Annotated in this window: 14 protein-coding genes; 6 read left to right on the top strand and 8 right to left on the bottom strand. The window is 73.7% G+C overall.

What is annotated here, in order from left to right; translation table 11 throughout:
- Positions 1-76: 76 nt before the first annotated feature.
- Positions 77-1,108, top strand: a complete 1,032-nt coding sequence (locus HNR23_RS01250; protein WP_184072660.1) for an ATP-binding cassette domain-containing protein — start codon at positions 77-79, stop codon at positions 1,106-1,108.
- Positions 1,105-1,911 (top strand): ABC transporter permease, encoded by an 807-nt coding sequence (locus tag HNR23_RS01245; RefSeq protein ID WP_184072658.1) that lies wholly within the window; start codon positions 1,105-1,107, stop codon positions 1,909-1,911. The genes HNR23_RS01250 and HNR23_RS01245 overlap by 4 nt, the downstream gene beginning before the upstream one ends.
- A 152-nt stretch (positions 1,912-2,063) precedes the next feature.
- Here the strand turns inward: HNR23_RS01245 and HNR23_RS01240 are convergent, their stop codons facing one another.
- The 7 genes from HNR23_RS01240 to HNR23_RS01210 all read right to left on the bottom strand — a co-directional run bounded on the left by HNR23_RS01240 (position 2,064) and on the right by HNR23_RS01210 (position 15,607).
- Positions 2,064-3,056: a DUF3068 domain-containing protein gene (locus HNR23_RS01240; RefSeq protein WP_343070378.1), complete on the bottom strand. Its 993-nt coding sequence runs from the start codon at positions 3,054-3,056 to the stop codon at positions 2,064-2,066.
- The gene (locus tag HNR23_RS01235; protein WP_394353733.1) at positions 3,053-7,582 is read right to left on the bottom strand and encodes an alpha-(1->3)-arabinofuranosyltransferase; all 4,530 of its coding nucleotides are present in this window, start codon (positions 7,580-7,582) and stop codon (positions 3,053-3,055) included. Before HNR23_RS01235 ends, HNR23_RS01240 begins: the two co-directional genes overlap by 4 nt.
- Complete coding sequence (locus HNR23_RS01230) at positions 7,579-9,129, bottom strand: glycosyltransferase family 4 protein (RefSeq protein WP_343070377.1); 1,551 nt, start codon at positions 9,127-9,129, stop codon at positions 7,579-7,581. Before HNR23_RS01230 ends, HNR23_RS01235 begins: the two co-directional genes overlap by 4 nt.
- A 286-nt stretch (positions 9,130-9,415) precedes the next feature.
- The gene (locus HNR23_RS01225) at positions 9,416-9,556 is read right to left on the bottom strand and encodes a hypothetical protein (RefSeq protein WP_184072656.1); all 141 of its coding nucleotides are present in this window, start codon (positions 9,554-9,556) and stop codon (positions 9,416-9,418) included.
- Positions 9,553-11,673 (bottom strand): hypothetical protein, encoded by a 2,121-nt coding sequence (locus tag HNR23_RS01220; RefSeq protein ID WP_184072654.1) that lies wholly within the window; start codon positions 11,671-11,673, stop codon positions 9,553-9,555. The genes HNR23_RS01225 and HNR23_RS01220 overlap by 4 nt, the downstream gene beginning before the upstream one ends.
- Before the next feature lie 95 nt (positions 11,674-11,768).
- Positions 11,769-13,352, bottom strand: a complete 1,584-nt coding sequence (locus tag HNR23_RS01215; protein ID WP_343070376.1) for a GDSL-type esterase/lipase family protein — start codon at positions 13,350-13,352, stop codon at positions 11,769-11,771.
- A gap of 8 nt (positions 13,353-13,360) precedes the next feature.
- Positions 13,361-15,607 carry an acyl-CoA dehydrogenase gene (locus tag HNR23_RS01210; protein ID WP_184072652.1) on the bottom strand — a complete coding sequence of 749 codons (2,247 nt, stop codon included), beginning with the start codon at positions 15,605-15,607 and terminating at the stop codon, positions 13,361-13,363.
- 237 nt (positions 15,608-15,844) lie between these two features.
- Between HNR23_RS01210 and HNR23_RS01205 the strand changes: the two genes are divergently transcribed.
- Positions 15,845-16,747 (top strand): DMT family protein, encoded by a 903-nt coding sequence (locus tag HNR23_RS01205; RefSeq protein ID WP_184072650.1) that lies wholly within the window; start codon positions 15,845-15,847, stop codon positions 16,745-16,747.
- A gap of 276 nt (positions 16,748-17,023) precedes the next feature.
- On the opposite strand, the gene HNR23_RS01200 is transcribed toward HNR23_RS01205, so the two are convergent.
- Positions 17,024-17,542: an NADPH-dependent FMN reductase gene (locus HNR23_RS01200; protein WP_184072647.1), complete on the bottom strand. Its 519-nt coding sequence runs from the start codon at positions 17,540-17,542 to the stop codon at positions 17,024-17,026.
- Positions 17,543-18,035: 493 nt separating this feature from the next.
- Here HNR23_RS01200 and nagA point away from each other — a divergent pair, with 493 nt between their 5' ends.
- The 3 genes from nagA to HNR23_RS01185 all read left to right on the top strand — a co-directional run bounded on the left by nagA (position 18,036) and on the right by HNR23_RS01185 (position 20,932).
- The gene (gene nagA / locus HNR23_RS01195; RefSeq protein WP_184072645.1) at positions 18,036-19,190 is read left to right on the top strand and encodes an N-acetylglucosamine-6-phosphate deacetylase; all 1,155 of its coding nucleotides are present in this window, start codon (positions 18,036-18,038) and stop codon (positions 19,188-19,190) included.
- A gap of 282 nt (positions 19,191-19,472) precedes the next feature.
- Positions 19,473-19,829, top strand: coding sequence for a hypothetical protein (locus HNR23_RS01190; protein WP_184072643.1), 357 nt, complete (start codon positions 19,473-19,475; stop codon positions 19,827-19,829).
- On the top strand, positions 19,826-20,932 hold the full coding sequence (locus tag HNR23_RS01185; protein WP_184072641.1) for a hypothetical protein: 1,107 nt from the start codon (positions 19,826-19,828) through the stop codon (positions 20,930-20,932). Before HNR23_RS01190 ends, HNR23_RS01185 begins: the two co-directional genes overlap by 4 nt.
- The last annotated feature ends 1 nt before the right edge of the window (position 20,933 follow it).

Here is a 20,933-nt window from a genome sequence, read left to right as displayed (position 1 = left end):
GCACGGTCCGGATCGACGCGATACAAGCGCGATTTCCGGCCACTTTCCGGCCTGAACCATCGCTACTTTGCCCGCCATGAAAGAGAAAGCGATCGACGCGACGGGGCTCACCAAGACGTTCGCCTCCGGACGCGAACAGGTAAGGGCCGTGCAGGGACTCGACCTCCAGGTCGGTGCGGGAGAGCTCGTGGCGTTCCTGGGGCCGAACGGGGCGGGGAAGTCCACCAGCCTCAAATTACTGACCACGCTGCTGGAACCGAGCGGTGGCAAGGCGATCGTGTGCGGACACGACATCCGTTCGGAGCCCGCTGCGGTTCGCAGCCGGATCGGCTACATCGGTCAGCTGAACAGCGCCGGACACAACCACCGCGTACGCGACGAGATCATCATGCAGGGCCGCTTCCACGGCCTCCCGGGGGACACGGCGGCGCACCGCGCGGACGCCCTGCTGGCACGTCTCGAACTGGAGCGGGTCGCCCGGCAGGTGGTGTCGTCTCTCAGCGGCGGTCAACGACGCCGCCTGGACATCGCGATGGGTCTGGTGCACGGACCCTCCCTGCTCTTCCTCGACGAACCGTCGACCGGGCTGGACCCGCAGAGCAGGGCCGGTCTCTGGCGGTACATCCTGCGGCTGCGCGAAGAGTATGGGACCACGGTGTTCATGACCACCCACTACCTGGACGAGGCCGACGCGTTCGCCGAGCGCGTCCTGGTGATGGACCACGGACGGGTGATCGCGGACGACACACCGGCCGGCCTCAAGGAGGATCTCATCGGCGACCGGGTGGAGTTGGGGTTCGATTCCGCGGCAGAGGCCGAGAGCGCTCTGTCCCGCCTGCGCGCGGACGCGGCCGGAGGCGGCGGTGCGGGCACGCGACGCCGGGGCGCCGGAATCGAGGTTCCGGTCGCCGACGCCCGTCTCTCCCTACCCGAGATCGTCCTCGCACTCGCGCGGGACAGCCTCACCGTGCGCACCGCGGAGGCCAGGCGGGCGACCCTCGATGACGTCTTCTTCCGGCTGACCGGCCGGAGGCTGCGGGAGAGCGGGATCGCCGAGGACACCGAGGACGCCGAGGGCAGCGAGGCGCTGGGGGCGATCGCGGCATGACCACCGTCAAGGACCGCCCGACGCCCCGCGCCGGGGGGCGCTACGACGGGCCGACCTATCCGAACACGTTCCTCGGCGACGTTCGGCTCGTGCTCGTCCGCGAGTTGCGACCGGTGCTGCGCGACCCGCTCTCGATCGTCTTCGGCCTGGTGCAGCCGCTCGTCTTCGTCGGACTGTTCACGCCGCTGCTCATCGGCTTCAGCGGTGGAGCACTCGACCTGCACTGGTTCGTCCCCGGCGTACTCGTCATGGTGTCGCTGTTCGCCACCGCCTCGACCGGATCGAACCTCCAGTTCGACATGCACACCGGCGCTCACGAGAGAACGCTGGTCATCCCGGTGCGGCGCGCTCCGCTGCTCATCGGGCGGGCGCTGAAGGAGATGATGCCGCTGACACTCCAAGCGTGCGTGCTGATCGCGATCGCGGTTCCGTTCGGCTTCCGGCCGGACCCGCTCGGCGCGGTCGTCGGGCTGCTGATCCTGGCCGTCTTCGGCGTGGGGTTCGGTTCCCTGAGCTACGCGCTCGCGCTCGCCGTGAAGAACCAGGACTGGATGTTCTGGACGATCCAGCAGGCCGTGCTGTTCCCGCTGATGATCCTCTCCGGAATGCTGCTCCCGCTGGAAGAGGGGCCGGGGTGGATGCAGGCCGTCGCCGCCGCCAACCCCCTCAGCCACATCGTCGCGGCCGAGCGCGCCCTGTTCAGCGGAGTGTTCGACGCCCACCTCCTGCACGGGGCGCTCGCCGCGCTCGCCGTCATGCTGGTCGGGCTGTTCGCCGGGATCCGCGCGATGCGCAGGGCATGAGCAGCCACGGCGCCTCGGACGGCGTCTAGACAAGGGCGGGCACCCGTGGCGGGTGTCCGCCCCCAGTGGGGTCGGGTGGTCAGTGGTCGGGTCCGGTCGTGGCGGCGTGGTCTCCCCGCCCGGGCACGGGCGAGGACGCCCACCCCCCGTCATCACCCCCGGCCGGAACGAGTGCGAGCCGTGAGCAGCAGGGATAGGAGGAGCAGCACCGTACCCACCGCACCCAGGGCGATGGGGAGGTCGGTGCGGACCGCGGTGAGCAGGAGGCGGGTGGAGCGGGCGTCCTCGGCGTAGGCGGCGACCTGGGCATCCTGGAGTTCCAGGTCGGCGTCGAGGAGGACGCGCTCCCCCCGGCCCGATTCGGCGCTCAGGGTCTCCCTCCGCTTCTCCTCGGCGTTGACCACCTTCCCGCTCACCGGTTCGACCCAGTAGGTGCGCTCGACCTCCACCCATCGGGTCGCGGTGACCGTGCCCCGGCGGTCCAGACCGAGGGCGCTGGCGGGCACCTCGCGGGCGGACTGCGGGACCTGGGTCGGCTCGATGCGCTGCACGAACCGGCGCGTGGCCGTGCCGGCGATGTTCTCCTCCCCGTCGAACACCATCCGGGGCGCGGCCCGGATGTCGGCGTCGTAGAAGGCGTACTCGTCGTCGAGGGCGTCGGCCGGCCAGCTCAGCGCCAGTCCCGCCTGCCGGACGGCGCGGTCGCCGTCGACGTGCTCGCCGCAGCAGTTCACCGCCGTTCCGGACGCGCGGTCCACGATGACGCGGCGGTCCATGTGCTCGATGACGTGCGTGCTGGTGCCGGTGTCGACGGACATGTCCCAGGTACTCCATTCCGCGTTCCCCGGGCTCACCCTCCCGTCGACGCCGATGCTGCGCACCACCTCGGCGCCCTTCACCGTCTTCCAGGTGCTGGTGTCGAGGTAGGCCGCGGACTCGTCGGCCAGCCGCAGCTCCAGTTGCAGGTCGGCGGGGATGACGGCGAGCTGGCCGTAGATGAAGAAGCGCAGCAGCAGGGCGAAGGTGACACAGAAGGCGCCGAAGGCCGCCAGCAGCGGCGCCGCGTTGCGGCGCAGCAGGCCGCGGCCGGGGCGTTCCCGCGCGGGCTCGTCGTCGGTCGATGGAGCGGCGTCGACGTACGTCACGTCTTCACCTCCTCTACCCGCCGGTCGTCGTCCGGTCCCCGGTCGGTGCCCTGCTGCGACCGCCCGTCGACGGTCGGGGCCCCGTCCGGCTCGTCGGCCGATCCGCCGAGCGCCCGGGCGTGGGCTCCGGGCCGGGCCGAGGGTGCGGCTGCGTGGTCGGCCTCCGGCTCCTCCGGTTCGTGCGGCTCCGGGTGCTCCAGTGCGGTGAAGCCGCCGAGCGACACCACCATGCGGGCCAGGGCCGGCAGGCAGAACAGCTGGGCCACCCAGCCGCGCAGCGGGTCGCCGAGGAGGCCGCCGATGTCGTGGAAGGGCATGTGCAGCGACAGGTACGATCCCACCGCCAGCGACAGTCCCGCGCACGCGAGGGTGACGGTGACGGTCCACGGACCGGCGAGCCACCGGATGATGCGGCCGCCCAGGGCCGGGCGCTCGGGTCGGGCGTGGCGCAGGCGCGCCGAGGGGCGGCGCCCCAGCCACCACATGAACACCAGGACCGCGCCGGTGACCGCGGCGCCGGCCGCACCCGCGACCCACACGCCGAGCCCGACCCCCGCCGGGATCAGCGCGACGCGCCCCACCCGGCCCGCGCGGCCCGGGACGGCGTCGGCGAGCAGTGCCGCGCGGCCCGCCCGCTTCGGTCGGCGCGCCGCGAGCAGGCCCGCCAGCAGCGCGAGCACCGCTCCGACGCCCAGCGTCAGGTGGTAGAGGGCGTCGGGGGTGTAGGTGAGGGTGACGGTGCCGTGTGCCCCTGCGGGCAGCTTCCAGGCCTGCTTCCACCCGTCCAGGCGCACGGGCTCCAGGGGCGCGTCGGCGCCGGCAGTGTCGACAGTCGCCTCCCAGCCCTCGTTGAAGTTCTCGTTGACCACGAGGTAGCTGTCCTCGTTCACGGCCACGTCGAACCTGCGCTCGCTGTTGCCCCACCCGGCGAGCCGGGGCACCTCCGCCATGGCGACCGTGTCGCCGCTGCCGTCCGCGCCGCCGCTGTCGCCGCCGGTCCCGGCCGCCTCCGCACGGTCCGTGCCGTCCTGCTCGACGATGGCCGAGCCCACCTCGTACTGGTTGCCGGGCTGCACGACCAGCCGGTTGGTGCCGGGCTCCAGGTCGACGTCGCCGCAGCTCTCATACGTCAGCGGCCGCCCGTTGAGCTTGTCCTCCAGCGTCCCGGAGACGATGCGGGTCTCCACGCGCTCGCCGTTGACCCGCAGCACCGGGCCGAGCCCGCACGCCGTCGCGGCGTCGCCGCCCTCGATGGGCTCCAGCGGCTCCACTCCGGGCAGGGAGATCCGCTGGATCTCCAGCGGCTGGTTCTCCGGCGGGTCGAAGGTGATGGTCAGCTTGTCCGCGGTGAGCTCGGCGAAGTTCACCCACCCGTTGCCGTCCAGCCAGGCATCGCGGACGGTGTCGCCGCTGTCCACGGTCACCCGGATGGGCCGGGCGATGCCGATGCCGCGCGGGAAGTCCACCCGCATCCCGCTGATCTTCGTCTTCTTCCCGAGGTCGACGTCGAGCCGGGGCCGGTCCTCGTCGGGGTCGGGGTACCAGACGGTCTTCTCGTCGTCGTCGAACGCGTTGCGGCCCGCTGCCGCGGGGTGGCGCACCGACGTCGACGACGCGGTGACCTTGGGGTAGCCGCCGGCCCGGTTGGCGGCGTTCTCGACGTCGACCGGGTCGGTGACGACGGCCTCGCCGCGGATCGTGTGCTTCTCGCCCGCGGCGTCCTCGGAGACCTCGAAGGTGCGGTCCAAGCCGAACGCGTCTTCGCCCTGCACGGCGAGGCGCGGGTTGCAGACCCACACCTCCGACCCCTCCATGCACCCGGGGACGGTGCCGGTGGACCCCGTGAACACGAAGGTTCCGGCCCCGGCGACGCCCGGCACCTTCAGGGTGCGCGAGGCGTCCAGACCGGGGATCGTGATATCGGTGATGCCCACGCGGCTGCCGAACCGGTAGTCGGGCTCCCAGGCGAGCTTCCTGACCTGGATCCGCAGCTTGCTCGTCTTGCCCTTGGGGAGGGTGAACTCCTGCGGCCGGGAGGTGGCGGCGACCGGTGCGGTGACGCGGTCGTCGTCGGTGACCAGCGCGATCTCGGAGGGCGGCGGCTCGCCGGTGATCTGCTCGAAGGCGATGCCGACCTGCCCGAGGTCGCGCGGCTCGTCGAACTCGACCTCCAGCCACTGCCCGATGGAGCCGGTGAAGGAGCTGGAGCGCCACGAGGTGTCGAACGAACCGTCGAGCGCCGCGAAGGGCTGGCGGCCGGGGTCGCGGGTGCCCGGATCGGCGTTGGCGCCGGCCTCCGACGAGGACGCGGTGACCGCGGCGATGCCGTCGTCGACCGCCACCGCCGTGTAGGGCTCCCACGCCGGGTCCTGGATGTCGGGCGCCGGGGCGTCCCGCTCCAGCTCCTCGTCGGCGGTCAGGGTGTGGCTGACGTTGCGCCGGACGTCGGAGTAGACGACCTCGCGGCGCCGCGCCGTGTCGGTGACGACGGTGTCCTCGGGGGAGACCTCCTCGGCACCGGGGTCGTCGCCGACGATGACCGGCCGGTCGTCGCGCAGCAGGCCCTGCTCGGCCAGGTACAGCAGCGACTCGGGGCCGCCGGTGACGCGCAGCGTCCCGTCGGCGGGGACGGTGCCCACGAGTGGCGCGGGGCCGCCGTCGCGGCCGTCGACGCCGCCGCCGACGCTGTAGATCTCCACCGCGCGGTAGGGCTGGTCGTACCACTCGGATCCGCTGTAGGCGTCGTTCGACCCGACCTCGGGGCCGAAGGCGACCTCCCGGGTGATCCCCGGCGAGTCGCGCAGGGCCTGGTGGACGCGGGCGGGCCAGCCGCCGTTGTTGCCGGTGCGCTGCAGGTCGTTGCGGACGAGCAGGTAGGTGACGCCCATGCGGGACAGCGTCGCGGTGAGCCCGGCTGAGCCGCGCCCCGACGAGATCCGCTGGTCGAGCTCATGGGTCAGCCGGGAGACGCCGGCCGACCCCCAGGGGATGATCTGCTGGTTGGTCCACGCGCTCTCCATCAGCGGCTGCATGGGTTCGTCCATGGGCCGCCCCCACTCGTACTCGCCGCGCGCGGAACCGGGGACGGCCATGGTCATGCCGCCGGTGTTGCGCGTGTCCAGCCATTTGGCCGCCTCGTACCAGTAGTCGGGGATGCGCTCGAAGCCGCCGCGGGTGGCCACGCCCACGGTCGCCACCGGGGTGAGGGTGATGAGGAACGCGACCGCGCACACCCCGGCCACACCGCGGCGCACCAGGTCGGGCGGGAGCGCGAGTGCGCGCACGGGCCCGCCTCGGCGGTCGGCCGCGTCCAGGGCGACGACCACGGGGAGGTGGGCCAGCCCCAGCACGAGCGGCAGCCGGATGAGCGCGTCGAACTTGTGGATGTTGCGGAACGGGCTCAGCACCCCGTCGAACGCCGCCTGCAGGGTGGGAGCGAGCGGCCCGGTGAGGTCGCCGGTGTACCCGGCGACGATGATCGCCGTCCCGGTGAGCACGGAGGTCACGAGGAACACCCGCTCGGGCGTCCGCCGGTTGACGAGCCCGGCCAGGCCGAGCCCGGCGACCACGGCCGTCGCGACGATGAGCCAGGGCACGGTGGACAGCTCGGCCCCGGCGGGCAGTGCGGGCTGGCCCTGGGTGGGGACGTAGCCCATCCAGTTGGAGGTGCCGCGCAGCGCGTTGATGAGCGAGGTGACGCCGGTGGTGGTGGCCGCGTCCTCGGTGTAGGGCATGAACGAGAACACGTAGCGGCCCATGATCAGCAGCGGGGCCAGCCACCAGAACGAGACGAGGAACAGCGCCCCCAGCCACCAGGCCAGCAGGCGCCACTTGCGCGGCCCGTTGGCGCGGGTGAGGAGGTAGAGCAGGGGGACGACGAGGACCGCCAGCTCGGAGGCGGCGTTGGTGCCGCCGCAGAGGAGGAACGCGACGCCGGAGAGCATCGCCATCCGCATCGGGTCGCGGCCGTGGCGGGCGCCGTACACCAGCGGCAGGATGATCCAGGGCAGCAGCATCATCGGCTGCAGCTCGGCGGAGTTGTAGGAGATCAGGGTGAGGACGCGGGGCGCCATCGCGTAGGCCACTCCCGCGAGCAGCCGGGTGTCGGCCGTCCCGATGCCCAGCGCCTCGGCCAGCTTGACCGTGCCGACGAACGCGGCGCACAGCAGCACCGCCATCCACGTGCGCTGGACCATCCACTCGGGCATGTCCAGGGCGATGAGCAGCGCGTGGAAGGGGCCGTTGGGGAAGAAGTAGCCGTAGGCCTGGTTCTGCAGCTGCCCGAAGTAGGAGGGGTCCCACAGGTGGAGGGCCCGTTCCAGGAACCCGAGCGGGTTGATCGTCAGGTCGATCTTGGTGTCGCCGACGATCCGGGCCGGGTCGAGGCTGAACGCGACGGCGCTCAGCAGCATGCACACGCCGAGCAGTTTGAGGCGGCGCACCAGGGAGGTGTCGTCGCCGGGGCGGGCACCCGCGCCCGGCCCGCCCCCCTGCTCACCCGGCGCACGCGTCCCGGGCTGGGTCACGTGGCGGCCTCGTGGGAGGGTGCGCCGGGCATACCGGGGTGGCTCAGGGCCGGGGCCGCGATGGGAGCGGAGGTCGCCACCGGCGCCGCGGCCGTGACGGGGGTTGCGGCGGGTAGTACGGCGCCGGTGGCGGGCGCTCCTGGGAGGTTCGGGGTGGAGGCGATCAGGCGGGTCATGGCCGCCCCGCTGTTCTCCCAGGTGAAGCGGGCTGCCCAGGTACGGCAGGCGGCGCTGATCTCGGCGGCGCGCACGGGGTCGCCGAGCTCGGCCAGCGCCTTGTCGACGACCTCGACCAGGTCCTCGCCCTCGCGGACCAGCCAGCCGGTCTCGCCGTGGCGGACGGAGTCGCGCAGCCCGTCGACGTCGTAGGCGACCGTGGGCACGCCGAGCCCGGCGGCCTCGATCACGGTCAGCCCCCACCCCTCGAACTCCGAGGCGGTGACGTGCAGGACGGAGCCGGCCAGGACCGCGTTCTTCTCTCCCTCGGGCAGGAATCCGTGCAGGCGGACGTGGTCGTGCAGGGCGTCGCGCTCGACGCGCTCGGCCAGCGGCTCGGATTCCGGGCCGCGGCCGACGATGTGCACGCGCAGGCCGGGGCGGGTCGCCCGGAGCCGGTCGGCGATGTCCACGACGCGCGAGACGCGCTTCTGGACGACGAGGCGGCCGAGGCTGACGACGGCCGGCGACCCCATGTCGGCGCGGGGGGCGGGGTCGGGCCGTGTGGAAGCGGAGGCGGGGTCGGTCGCGATCGGCTGCACGGGCGGGCTGCCGTTGTGGATGACCGTGATGGGGGCGCGCCAGCGCAGCTTCTCGCGCATCGCGCGCCGGGAGGACTCCGACACGGTGACGGTCATGCAGGAACGATAGACGCGGCTGGCCACCGTGCTCTCGATGAATCGGCCGAACCAGGCGACGGGTCGGCTGAAGTAGGCGTTGAACTGCAGGTCGTGGACGTGGTGCACGACGCTGATGACACGGGTGCGGCGGGGCAGGAGCAACCGGGAGAAGAACGGGATGCCGTTCATGCAGTCCAGGGCGACGTGGAACTCGCGCCGCCAGAGCAGCAGCCACAGCATGACCAGCGGGTAGACGCTGAACTTGCGGCCCATGCGGCGGATGACGATGCCCTCGCGGGTCTCCTGGCGCGCCTGGCCGGGCTCGCGGCTGGTCAGGAAGGTGAGGCAGGCGCCGCGGCCGGCGAGGTGGCGGCTCATCCGCCAGGCGTACTCCTCGGCTCCGCCGGCGACCGACTGCCAGGGGTCGCGCCAGTTGATCACCACGACGCGCACGCCGTCGAGGCGGGGCTCGGCGGTGTCGCCGGGTGCGGCGGTCTCCACGGGGTCCGGCGCCTGTGGCGCGGCGGCGGTGGCGCCGGTGTCCGTGGCGGTGTCAGCCGCCCCCTCTTCGGTCGCGGTGGCCGTCGCCGGGTAAGGGACGCCCACCGGTCGGGACCGGCCCGCGCCGGGGGCCTCCGGGGCCTCGGGGTCGAGGGTCACCGGCGGCCCGTAGATCGGGTCGAGGAAGAGGGGGGTCTGCTGGTAAACCACATGCTCTCCTGTTCCGCCCACTCACCCAGACGAGCGCTCGTTCACGTGTCGCGGCGACGGAGCGCCCGGGGTTGGGAATGTTCGGGCCGGACAGGGGAGGAATCGGGGCAAAAGGTGCGCTACTCGGCGAACAAGGCCGATGCCACCACGAGCTGCGGGTTCCCCCACCGACCGGACCTGTTGACGGGCGGGCCACACGGGACCGCTGGACGTTCGTCGGACGTCGGGGAAGAGTTCCAGACGACCCCGCTGTCGAGAGCCCCGACGCGAGGCCGCCCGCGGCGAACTAGCGGTCGCCGTAGTTGTAGAGAGACTCGTTCACCGGCTGGGCCGATGAATTGGCGTTCGTGGCGACGGTGGACCCGACGAGGGCCAGCGTGCCCGCCATGGCCGCTCCGATCACCGAGGCGACGACGATTTTGATCACTGGGAGCTCTCCTTCCGCGAGTCCGGCCCGTCGGCGCGGGCCGGACGCATGAGAATGAGACTAGAACCTGATACAACGAATGACCAGAGAATTGCCCCAACTGTAACTAACCAGCCGGTAACTTCCAAGGCCGTGAGCCGGTCTTTTACCGCCACGACGTGCTCATCTGGCAGTCGGATCAGGGAGAGCCGCGAGCCGTCGTGAACCAGTTCCGCGCCGTCGGAAGCGAACAGGAACTTGTTCTCAACAGGGCTGCGGTCGGGCTTCTCGGCCACGGGACCCGGGATGCCGTCGGCGGTCGATTCGCCCGATCCGCCGTCCCCGGTCCCCGCTCCGGGCGGCGGCATCGCCTCGCGCTCGACGAGGACGTAGCGGATCCCCAGCCCGCCCAGGAGGGCGGCGGCGCCGGGGGCGCGCAGGGTCGGCGGGATCCCCGAGGGGTCGGAGGCATCGGCACCGATCACCTCCGCGACGCGGCGCGCGAGGGGGTCCTCGCCCTCGATGACGCGGACGTCGCCGTCGTCCGCGACCCGAAGGTCATCGTTCCACACGACGCGCCGGTCGAACAGCTTCGTCGCGGGGTCGAGTACCACGATCGTACGTCCGCCCCCCGCCCAGTCGACACCCCGGTAGGCGCTCCACGGCAGCACCAGCACGGCCCCGGGGGCCTCGTCGTCGGCGGCGATCCGCTGCACCTCGCTCCACTCGGCGGGATAGTCGACGGCGACCAGCCGCCCGGCGGCACCCCAGGCCAGACCGGGCAGGAGGACCACCGGAGCCAGGATCAGGAGCACGGCCGCCAGCGGACCGGCGGCGTCGGCACGCAGGGCCGTCCACAGGCCGGAGGACACCGGTGGCGGGGCGGAGGGCGCCGCGGGTCGGCGTGAAGTAGGGGGGTCCCCCGGGGCCCCGGCTGCGGCGTGCCCGGGTGTCCCGGCGCCCTCCTCGGCGCCCCAGCGGTCCCCTACGCCCCGGCCGCCGCCCGCGTCCCCGGCATCACCCGCACCCCGGCCACCCCTGTCGTCGTCAGCCCCCCGGGGCTCCTTCACATCCCCCCACAGCCACATCACCGCGCCGCCGAAACCGACCGCCTGCAGCAGCGCCAACGGCGCCACGTACAGCTGGCCGTCGCGCAGCGGCCCGAACCCCGGCCACACCGCGATGAGCCCGCGCAGCAGCTCCCGCCCGAGCTCGGTGACCCCCAGCAGCGCGACCGCGAACCCCAGGACGGCCGCCACGGTCAGCCCGCGCGCGAAGACCGGCCGCCACCTCCGCGCCAGCCACACCCACCCGGCCACGGCACCGACCGCCAGCCCCAGCCGGCACGCCGCGACGAACGGGTGCCCGTACCACTCCGGCACCGCCTCCGCGTTCCAGATGCCGCCCAGCACCAACAGGGACCCCACCGTGCCGAACGGGGTGTCGGCGCGCGGCGCGAACAGGTCCACCGCCGCGGGGTCCGTCCGCGCCCCGCTCACCAGCGCCGGGACCAGCCACGGCAGGCTCACCAGCAGCAGCGCGCCCGCCACCCGCGCCACCTGCACGACCGCCACCAGCGGGACCCTCCGGTGCGCCACCGCCGCGGGAAGCGCCACCAGCGCGGACAGCACCACCGAGGAGAACCCGCCGACCGCCGCCGGGAGCAGCGCCGCGATCAGCCGTGACAGGCGCGCCCGCCGGGCGACCGCCGCCAGCACCCACGGCAGCCCGGCGTACCCGAGCAGCACCGCCCACTGCCCCAGCAGCAGCCGTTCGGCCACGAAGGGGTTCCACACGTAGAACACGGCCGCCGCCAGCTTGGGCGCGAACCTCCGCCCCGGCACCAGCCGCGCCGTGCCGGCCGCGCCGATCATGAACACGGCCAGCAGCACCAGCGCCTGGACGACATCGGCGGGCACCGGCAGCACCCGGTTCAGCAGCCCCACCACGGCGTCGCTGGGCACGGCGCGCGGAAAGCCGTCGCCGGCTCCGAGGGTCACCGCCGACAGCGGGGGATCGGGCACGAACACCATGTCGTAGCGCAACACGTTGCCCGGTCCGAGCGCCGGCCCCAGCGCAAGGACCCCCGCCCCCAGGCCGACCGCCCACGGGGCGAGCGCCCCGGCGGCGCGCCCCACCCGGGACCGCTCCGGCGGTGCCGCCCCGCCGCCTGTGTTCCCCCGCGTCCGGCGACCTCTCGCCGACGATGTGCGACGACCCGCATCAGGGGACATCAGTCCTCCTCCGCGAACTCGACCGGGGCGGCGGCCTCGCCCGGCAGGTAGTGGCGGTGCGAGACGACGACGAACTCGGCACCGCGCGCCCCACCGGTATCGACGGCCCAGCGCCGGTCCCCGCTGACGACGCCCGCGCTGGTCCAGCCCTCGCCGTCCCCCGGGCCCTCGTCGTCCAGGGGCTCGCACTCGGCGGCGGCCGACCCCCCGGCTCCGCCGGACGGCTCGGCGCACCGCAGCGGGCGGCGCCACACCTCGAAGTGGGTGGCGTCCGGTACCGCCGCCCACACCAGGTGCGTGCGCTCCTCGTCGATCCGCACCCACCGGGGCGCCGGCGGCGGGTCGTCGACGACGGCGGCGGTGACCGTGCGGGAGCGTCGCCCGCCGTCGTGGCCCTTGAACGGGCGCACCACGAACTCGTAGGTGGCCCCGCTCAGCAGGTGGTCGACCTCGGTGGTCACGGGCCCCTCCCCCGGCTGCATGACCTCGGTCGGCAGCACCACCTGCTCGTCGGGGTCGGGGCGCAGCCGCCGCTGCAGCACCTGGTAGCGCGTCGCGCCCGGTACCGGGTCCCACGACAGCACGACCCGGTCCCCCTCCTGGCCGGCCACGCTCACCTTCGGCCGCGTCTGCGGGCCGACCGGCACGTCGGGCAGCGGCCGGGGGTAGGGCGCGCCCAGCCGCAGCGGCCCGGCCAGCGCGTCGGCGAACGCCGCCGCGATCTTCAGCTCGCCGCGGGCGTTGGGGTGGGTGGTGTCCCAGTTGTCGTCGGCCGCGGAGTAGCCGTCCGACGTGCGGGCCACGACGACCGGGGAGTCCTCCCCCGTCATGTCCTCGGCCACCCGCGGCAGGGCCATGTTGAACTCGGCGACCTGCGCGTTGAGCCGCTCATCGTCGGGCGTGCCCCGCACCGGCGTGATCTCGCCGAGGACGACCTGCAGGTCGCCGTCGGCCACCCGCGCGGTGCGCACCAGGTCGCGGACGTCCTCCAGCGCCTGAGGCGCGGTCCCCCCGTTCACGAAGTCATTGATGCCCGCCATGAGCAGCAGGTAGTGCGGTTCGTACTCGGCGACCTGCTCCCCGATGTCCTCTTCGAGCCGCTTCACCTGCGCCCCCCACACGGCGGCGTGCCGCTGGTCGAAGTCCGGGTCGGCGTAGCCCGGCCCGCCGCCGTCGCCGCCGAGGTCGAGCACCCCGTTGTACGGGCCGACGAACGCGACGTCGGCCCCGACGTCCTCGTCGAGGTGCTTCCACAGCCGGTAGCGCCAGGTGTAGTCGCCACTGCTGCCCTGGGCGATGGAGTCGCCGACCACCATGATCCGCGCCGTGCCCTCCGGCGGGCTGCCGGTGGCCAGGAGCGGCTCCTCCTCGGGCGGCGGGCCGCCGGGCCGGAAGGTCCCGATGAAGGTCTGGATGAGCAGCAGGGTGAGGAACATGGCGGCCAGCGCGACGCCGGCGAGGCCGAGCGGGGACGGCCGCACCTGCGGCCGCTCCCCCGCGGCGGTGCCGTCGCGGGGGTCGTGACCTTTCGGGCCCTTGCGACCCTCCCGGCCCTCGCCACTGCTCGGGGTGGACGTCGACACGGCCGCGGTCAGGCCTCGGGGTCGCGGGGCAGGCCGAGCAGCCGCTCCCCGATGATGTTCAGCTGCACCTCGGTGGTCCCCCCGTAGATCGTCATGGATCGGCCGAACAGCATGTCGCGCGCCCGCGCGCCGGTGGCGCCCTCGGGGTCGGCGCATGCGGCGGCGCTCCCCTGCCGCTCCCAGATGAAGTCGGCCGCCCGCTGGCTGAACTCCACACCCTGCAGCTTGCGCACGCTCGACTCGGCCCCGGGCTCGGTCCCCGACACCTGCTTGAGCGCCACCCGCAGCCCGAGCAGTTCGATGGCCTGGCCCTGGGCCACCAGGCGGCCCAACTCGACCCGGACGTCGCGGTCGGCGGCGCGTCCCGGGTCCTCGGTGAAGAACGCGACCAGTTCGGGCAGGCCGACGCCGATGCCGCTGCCGCTCGACAGCGCCACGCGCTCGTTGGTCAGCGTGTTGCGGGCGACCTTCCACCCCTCGCCGGGTTCACCGACGACGCAGTCCTCGGGCACGAACACGTCGTCGAAGAAGACCTCGTTGAAGATGGTGTCGCCGGTGAGCTCGCGCAGCGGGCGCACCTCGATGCCCGGGGAGGACATGTCCACCACGAAGTAGGTGATGCCGTCGTGCTTGCCCGCCGCCCCGGGGTCGGTGCGGGCGAGGCAGATGCCCCACTGGGCGATGTGCGCGATCGACGTCCAGATCTTCTGGCCGGTGAGCCGGTACCCGCCCGCGACGCGCTCGGCGCGCATCGACAGCGCCGCGAGGTCGGACCCGGCGCCCGGTTCGCTGAACAGCTGGCACCACATGACCTCGCCGCGCAGCGTGGGCCGCAGGAAGCGCTCCTGCTGCTCGGGCGTGCCGTACCCGGCGATCGACGGGAGCACCCACGCCCCGATGGCGAGCGTCGGCCCGCGCACCCCGGCCCGCTTCAACTCCTGCTGGATGATGAGCTGCTCGCGCGGTGAGGCATCGCGCCCCCACGGGCGGGGCAGGTGCGGGGCCACGAGGCCGCCGTCGGCCATCGCCCGGAAACGCTCCTCCTGGTCGTGGACGGCGGCGAGGCGGGCCACCTCCGCGCGGATGGCCCGGCGCGCGTCCGTGCTCTCGGCGTCGTCGAGCTCGATCTCCACGGGGCGGCGCCGCCCGGCCAGCGCGGCGTCGGCGACGGTGACGGCCCAGTCCGGGGCGGACCCGGCGAGCGCCCGCAGGGTGGCGGCGCGGCGCAGGTAGCGGTGGGCGTCGTGCTCCCAGGTGAAGCCGATGCCGCCGTGCACCTGGATGCAGTCGCGGGTGCAGGCCAGGGCGTTGTCGGGGGCGATGAGCGCTGCCACGGCCGTGGCGAAGTGGCTACAGGCGCTGTCGGGGGCGGGGGCGGCCGGAGCGGCCTCCCGCACGTCGGCGTCGATGGCGCGCGCGGCGTCCCAGACGGCGGCACGGGCCTGCTCGACGGCGATGGCCATGCGGGCGCACTTGTGCTTGACACCCTGGAACCGGCCGATGGGGCCGCCGAACTGCTCGCGTGTCCTGGCGTAGGCCACGGCGGTGTCCAGGGCCCAGGCGGCGATGCCGGTCGCCTCGGCGCCGATCAGCACCGCGGCGATCGCCCGGACGTCGTCGGTGGCCAGGCCGGACAGGACGGACCCGGGCGGTACGGCGGTCCCCTCGGCCCGGACCGTGGCGACGGCCCGGTCGGGGTCCAGGCTGGGCAGCGGGGCGGTGTCGAGGCCCGCGGCGTCCAACACCACCCAGGTATCGGCTGCGGCCTCGTCCCGCACCGGCGCCACGATCACGTCGGCGAGGTGCCCGCCGAGAACGGGGGCCAGCGTGCCGACCACGGTGTGGACGCCCTCCTGGCTCCGCCGACCGCTCAGCGGGGGGCCGAGGGCGAGCGCCGCGGTCCGGGTGCCGTCGGCGAGACCTGGCAGCAGCTCGGCTCGCGCCGTGTCGTCGCCGCTGTGCGCGATGACCGCACTGGCCAGGACCGTGGGGAGGAAGGGGCCGGGCAGCAGGCCGCGGCCGAGCTCTTCGAGCGCTACCGCGAGCTCCAGGAGGCCGGCCCCCTGACCCCCGTAGGCCTCGGGCAGGTGCAGGCCGAGGAGCCCCTGCTCGGCCAGGGCATCGGCGAGCGGCGGCCGGCCGACGGGGACGTCGGCACCTGGGTCGCGCGTCCCGTCCGCACGGGATAGGCGCTCGGCCCAGCCGCGGACGGCGGCGGCCAGTTCCTGGTGCTCGGCTGTCAGCCCGATGGCCATGCTCGACCCCTCATTCACGTGGTGGCGCCACCCAGACTAGAACGTGTTATATAAGCTGGGTCAACAAGGATCGGACTTCACACCGCCGACCGATCCGAACACGTCCACACGGTTGTGAGCCTAGCGGCAGCGTGCTGGAGCGCCCCCGAGCAGGCCCTCCTCCGGGCAACACGTTCTATGCGCTTCGCCCCTGGGTATCCCGTATATCCCTCAACATTCCCCACAGAAAGGCAGCGCGTGCTCGGTCTCATCGCCGCACTGCTGTCGGCCATGGTCTACACGATCGGGCTGACCATCGAGCAGCGCGCTCTGCACCAAGCCCCGGGCATCAGCCTCAACCGCCCCCTGCACCTGGCACGGACCCTGCTGGGGAACGCGCGCTGGGTCGGCGGGTGCGTCCTGGCCGCCCTCGGCAGCATGGGCCTGATCGTGTCCCTGGGGCTGGCCCCGGTCTCGGTCGTCCAACCCGCGTTCGCCGGCGGCATCGCCATGATGCTGCTGTTCATCACGCTGATCATGGGCGACCCCATCACCCGGGGAGAGCGGGTCGCGCTCGGGCTCATGCCGGTCGCGCTGCTCCTGCTCAGCCTCTCCCTCGGCAACGGCGGGACCACCGGCACCACACCGCACCTGCCGGCGCTGCTCATCGTCAGCCTCGGCACGGTCATCGCCTGCGTCGGGGCGATGACCCTCGCCGGGAGCCGCGGCCGCTACATCTCGGCGGCGGCCATCGGCGCGACCGCGGGCCTGTCCCAGGGCGTGGCCGGTCTGCAGGGCAAGGGCATGGGCGGGCTCCTCGTCGAGGTCGGGCCGATGGACGCGATCGTCCCGATCCTGCTCTCCCCGTTCCCCTACCTGTACGTGATCGGCTGGGCGGTCGGCATCGTGCTGTTCCAGACCTCACTGCAGCGCTCCCGAGCCTCCATCACCGCTCCCGTCGCCAACGTGGTGGGCAACGTGTTCATGGTGGTGCTGGGAACCCTCATCTTCGCCGAGCAGCTGCCGTCCGACCCGCTGATGCTCGCCCTGCGCGTCGCCGGGTTCCTCCTCACCCTCACCGTGGTCGTCCTGGTCCGCGGCAACGTCGCCGAGGCGGAGGCGGACACCCGCGAGCTCCGCACCCGGTTCGGGGCGCACTAGGGCGTGTTCGGCGGATGCTTTCCGGTAAGTGAGCGGCCGTCCGGGGCGGCGCTCGCAAGCCGCTTCACGAAGTCAATCCAGGGCGGCTTCACGAGTGGAGCGGCGCAGCGAGCGTCGTTCCGGTGGCCGCGAGCCGGGAATGATCCGTCAAACACGCCCTAGCCCCACCGAGCCCTCCGTTGATCTCGGGAGCATCGACCGAATTCCGGCGAATATTCGGTCGATGCTCCCGAGATCAACGGAGGGGCTGGGGGGTTGCGGTGGTGAGGGGCGCCGTCAGACGGCGACGGCGACCGCGTCGCGCAGCGCCGGGGCGGAGACGCCCGCCCACGCCTCGATCACGCTGTGCGGGTCGGCCAGCTCGCCGCGCGTCAGCAGCAGGCCCGGCTCGGCCACCCAGGCTCCGAGGTCGGAGAGCAGAACCCGCAGGTCCTCCTCGATGTTGCGCCCGTTGCGCAGGTCGTCGACGGCCGCCATCGGCACCGCCACGGCCTGGCCGAGGGCCAGCTCGGGCAGGCGGTCCAGGAACACCTTGAGCAGGCCCGTGTAGCTGCCGTGCGCCTGCGGCGACGCGACGAGCAGGATGTCGCTCTCGCTCACCTCGCGCAGTGCGGCGGCGACGTCGGCTCCGGTGTCGGCCGCCAGCAGCGCGGGGCCGAGCTCGGCCAGATCGACGACGTTCACGGAGGTGGTGAGGCCGGTGTGGGCCGAGACGGCCTCGGCGGTGCGGACGGCTGCGGCGCGAAGAGCGGAGCGCGGATGCGGGTCGGCGACGAGCACGGTGAAACGGGTCATGGGATTCTCCTGGTGAGAACGGTCCGCGGGGACCGTTGAGCGCATAAGGGGTCGGCCCGGCAGGCGCCAATGACGCGGGAGAGATCGCACGACGCTGTGCGTACGCGCACGAGCTGGTGGCTGCCGGCAGCGGAGGCTAAGTCGGGAACGTGAGGGCAGGGGTTCCCTGGCAGGACCGAAGAACGGGCCTGCGGGGGGCACGTTAGCTACGACACAGTGCGCTGGCCTGCTGTCTCAGATCGACATGCAGGCGCTGGACGAGCAGCTCACCGGCGGACATGTCCCCATGATGAGCGGACGGAGCGCTATCGTCAATGCGTGATGGGCGGATTTGTCGCGGCCCCAGGGGATTCCGCGGCCCGCCCGACGCGACGCCGGACCCGGGTGCGGCCGCGCGATCTCCCGGATCTGCAGGGGATTCCCCAGCGCCGGAGGCACCGCCGGCCCCGCGAACGGCACGGAGTGTGGGATCGGGCACAGGAGGATGGGCGACATGGGCCGCAGCGCGACCGCGACGACGCTGACCAACGCACGGCTGGTCACTCCCGAGGGCGTCCGCGCCGGGTGGCTGCGATGGGAGGGAACGCGGATCAGCGAGCTGGGCACCGGTGCCGCCCCGCGGGCCACCGGCCCCGTCGTCGACGCGGGCGGCCGCTGGGTGCTCCCCGGACTGGTCGACATCCACATCCACGGCGGCAAGGGCGCGGCGTTCACCGCCGCCGACCCCGAGCGGATCATGACGGTGGTCGGGTTCAACCGCGCCCACGGTGTCACCACGCTCGTCGGAGGCCTCGTCTCCGCCTCCCCCGAAGACACGCTCCGCCAGGTCACGGCACTGGCCGAGGTGGCGGAGGCCGGTGAGATCGCCGGAATCTACCTCGAAGGCCCCTACATCTCCGCCGCCAAGTGCGGCGCCCACGACCCCGGGCTGCTACGCGACCCCGACCTCGCCGAGTTCGACCGGGTCCTGAAGGCCGGGCGCGGGCACATCAGGATGATCACGGTCGCGCCCGAACTGCCGGGCGCCCTCGACCTGATCCGGGCGGCCGCCGCCGAGGGCGTGGTGGCCGCCGTCGGGCACACCGACGCCGACTACGACCGCACGCGCGCCGCGATCGACGCGGGCGCGACCGTGGCCACCCACGTCTACAACCAGATGCGCCCGCTGCGGCACCGCGACCCCGGCCCGATCGCCGCCGTGCTCAACGACGATCGGGTGACCGTGGAGCTGATCAACGACGGCGTCCACGTCCATCCGGGCGCCGCGCAGCTGGTCTTCGACGCAGCCGGCGCCGACCGGGTCGCACTGGTCACCGATGCCATGGACGCGACCGGCCTCGGCGACGGCGAGTACACGCTGGGCAAGCTCCGGGTCCGGGTCGCCGACGGCCAGGCGCGGCTGGTCTCCACCGGCGCGATCGCCAGCAGCACCATCGTCCTGCCCGACGCCGTGCGCCGGGCGGTGCACCGGGTCGGCGTCAGCGTGGAAGCCGCGGCCCGCTCCGCCTCGGCCGTCCCCGCCCGCGCCCTGGCCCTCCCCGATGTCGGCTCCCTGACCCCCGGCAACCACGCCGACCTGCTGATCCTCGACGACGACCTCGCTCCCGCCGCTACCGTGCACCGCGGGTCCTGGATCCGCCCCCTGTAGCCGGCCTCCCCGGCCACCCCTGTCGATGTCGGCGAAAGGGTGGGAAAACGCTGCGCTGCTTCGGGTCCGTGCCGGTGCAGGGTGCTGTATCCCGAGTGTGCCTTTTCAGCCGCTTCACGGCGTGTCCTTCGCCAGGAAATGTCGCGCTGCGCAATAGTCTGGTCGCATACGGCAAGGTTTTCGGTTTCGCGCCCCCTCGCGGTTCCGGACGACGCAGAGGCATCCAGAGGACTCCGCACGACTCCGCATGGCTCGACCCAAGGGACAAGGCCGAGGGGGACGATGGCAGTGCTGAACACCTATCGGGCCGTCCGCATGTGCGCGCCGCAGGGGCGCCGCGGCTGCGACGCCTCCGGCATCGACGACACCGCGGGCCCCGACCGCCGCCCCGAGGCCCACGGCACCGGCGAGCCCGTCCGCCCACTCCCGGAGTCCGGCCCCTCCTCCCCCCGCACCCTGGATCTCCCGGCGCCCGCCGCCGGCGCCCCGACCCGGGTCCGCCGCGCGGGCCGCGCACCGCGCGCGACCGCACCGTCGACCACGGAAGCCGCGTGGCCGCCCATGCGACCCATCGACGCCGACCACACGACCGGACCCACCGGACCCACCGGACCGACCGCCAGGAGGCGACGCGCATGACGTCGACCCCGCACCCACCGCTGACGGCGCGGCTGCAGATGCTGGCGCTCAACCGCCTGCGCAGCCCCGTCCGGGCCGCCCGGGCGGCGCGCAGGCGCGCCGCCCGGATGGCCGAGCCGCTGCACCGGAGCGTCGCCCGCCTGGACGGGGTCACCAACCGGTTCCGCGCCCGCTCCGAGCACCTGTCCGTCCTCGACGGGCAGACCCTGAACCTCGCCGCGGTCCTGCCCGGGCACGAGCGCGCCGCCGGCGCCCACCTGGAGTTCACCTCCGGGCGGGAGCGGGTGGCCGCCCTCGCCCGGGTGGTGCCCGGCCCCGACGGGCGCGACCGCGTCGAGGCCACCGTGCGGCTGCGCCTCGGCCGCGCGGCCGAAGAGGGCTCCGCTGCCGACGGCGGAACGGACGACCGCGGCGGCACGGCACCGGGCGAGGTCCGCCTGGCGCCCGGACGGTGGGACCTCCGGCTGGTGGCCGTCTACCCGGAGCGCACCGCGCGCGTGGCGCTGGCGCTGCCGGACGGCGCCCCGCCCGACGCGCCGCCGCACGACGGCGAGCCGCCACCCCGCACTTCTCCGGCCGGTCCGCTGCCGGCGTGCCCGCAGACCCGCGCCCGGTTCGGCATCGTCCGCGCCCCGTCGGGAGCCGCGGCGATCACGGTCGCCGCGCCGCAGCCGACGGCGGAGGTCGACGCGGTGCTGCTGCGCCCCTACCGGGCGCAGATCACCGGAGAGCTGCTCGACCTCCCCGACATCCACGCCCTGACCGCCGACGTCGCGCTGCGCGGCGGCGGCGCGGCACACCGGGTCCGGCCGACCCTGGACCCCGGGTCGCGGGGCATCGCGTTCACCGTCGACCTCCCGGTCGCCGAGATGGCCGCGGTCGCCGGCGGCGAGCTCCGCTGGGAGCTGAGGTTCCACACCCCGACCCACGGCACGCTGCGGGCCGGGCGCGCCGACACCGACCTGCACAGGGCGGGCGCGGTGCTGCGCGTCCCCGCCCGGACCGTCCGGCCCGAGTCCGGGCCGCCCGCGCTGGTCCGCCCGTACTACACCGACTCCGGAACGCTCTGCATCGCCCTGACGCCGCTACCACCGGGAGCCTGAC

The sequence above is a fragment of the Nocardiopsis mwathae genome (assembly GCF_014201195.1).
Classification (GTDB): domain Bacteria; phylum Actinomycetota; class Actinomycetes; order Streptosporangiales; family Streptosporangiaceae; genus Nocardiopsis_C; species Nocardiopsis_C mwathae.
This window is presented reverse-complemented; position numbering and strand designations above follow the sequence as displayed.

What these genes read in the sequence shown, in the direction of transcription:
- HNR23_RS01245 (WP_184072658.1), top strand. Translation starts at nt 1,105, where the DNA reads ATGACCACCGTCAAGGACCGCCCGACGCCCCGCGCCGGGGGGCGCTAC.
- HNR23_RS01200 (WP_184072647.1), bottom strand. Translation starts at nt 17,542, where the DNA reads ATGACCCGTTTCACCGTGCTCGTCGCCGACCCGCATCCGCGCTCCGCT.
- HNR23_RS01185 (WP_184072641.1), top strand. Translation starts at nt 19,826, where the DNA reads ATGACGTCGACCCCGCACCCACCGCTGACGGCGCGGCTGCAGATGCTG.
- HNR23_RS01210 (WP_184072652.1), bottom strand. Translation starts at nt 15,607, where the DNA reads ATGGCCATCGGGCTGACAGCCGAGCACCAGGAACTGGCCGCCGCCGTC.
- HNR23_RS01250 (WP_184072660.1), top strand. Translation starts at nt 77, where the DNA reads ATGAAAGAGAAAGCGATCGACGCGACGGGGCTCACCAAGACGTTCGCC.
- nagA (WP_184072645.1), top strand. Translation starts at nt 18,036, where the DNA reads ATGGGCCGCAGCGCGACCGCGACGACGCTGACCAACGCACGGCTGGTC.
- HNR23_RS01190 (WP_184072643.1), top strand. Translation starts at nt 19,473, where the DNA reads ATGGCAGTGCTGAACACCTATCGGGCCGTCCGCATGTGCGCGCCGCAG.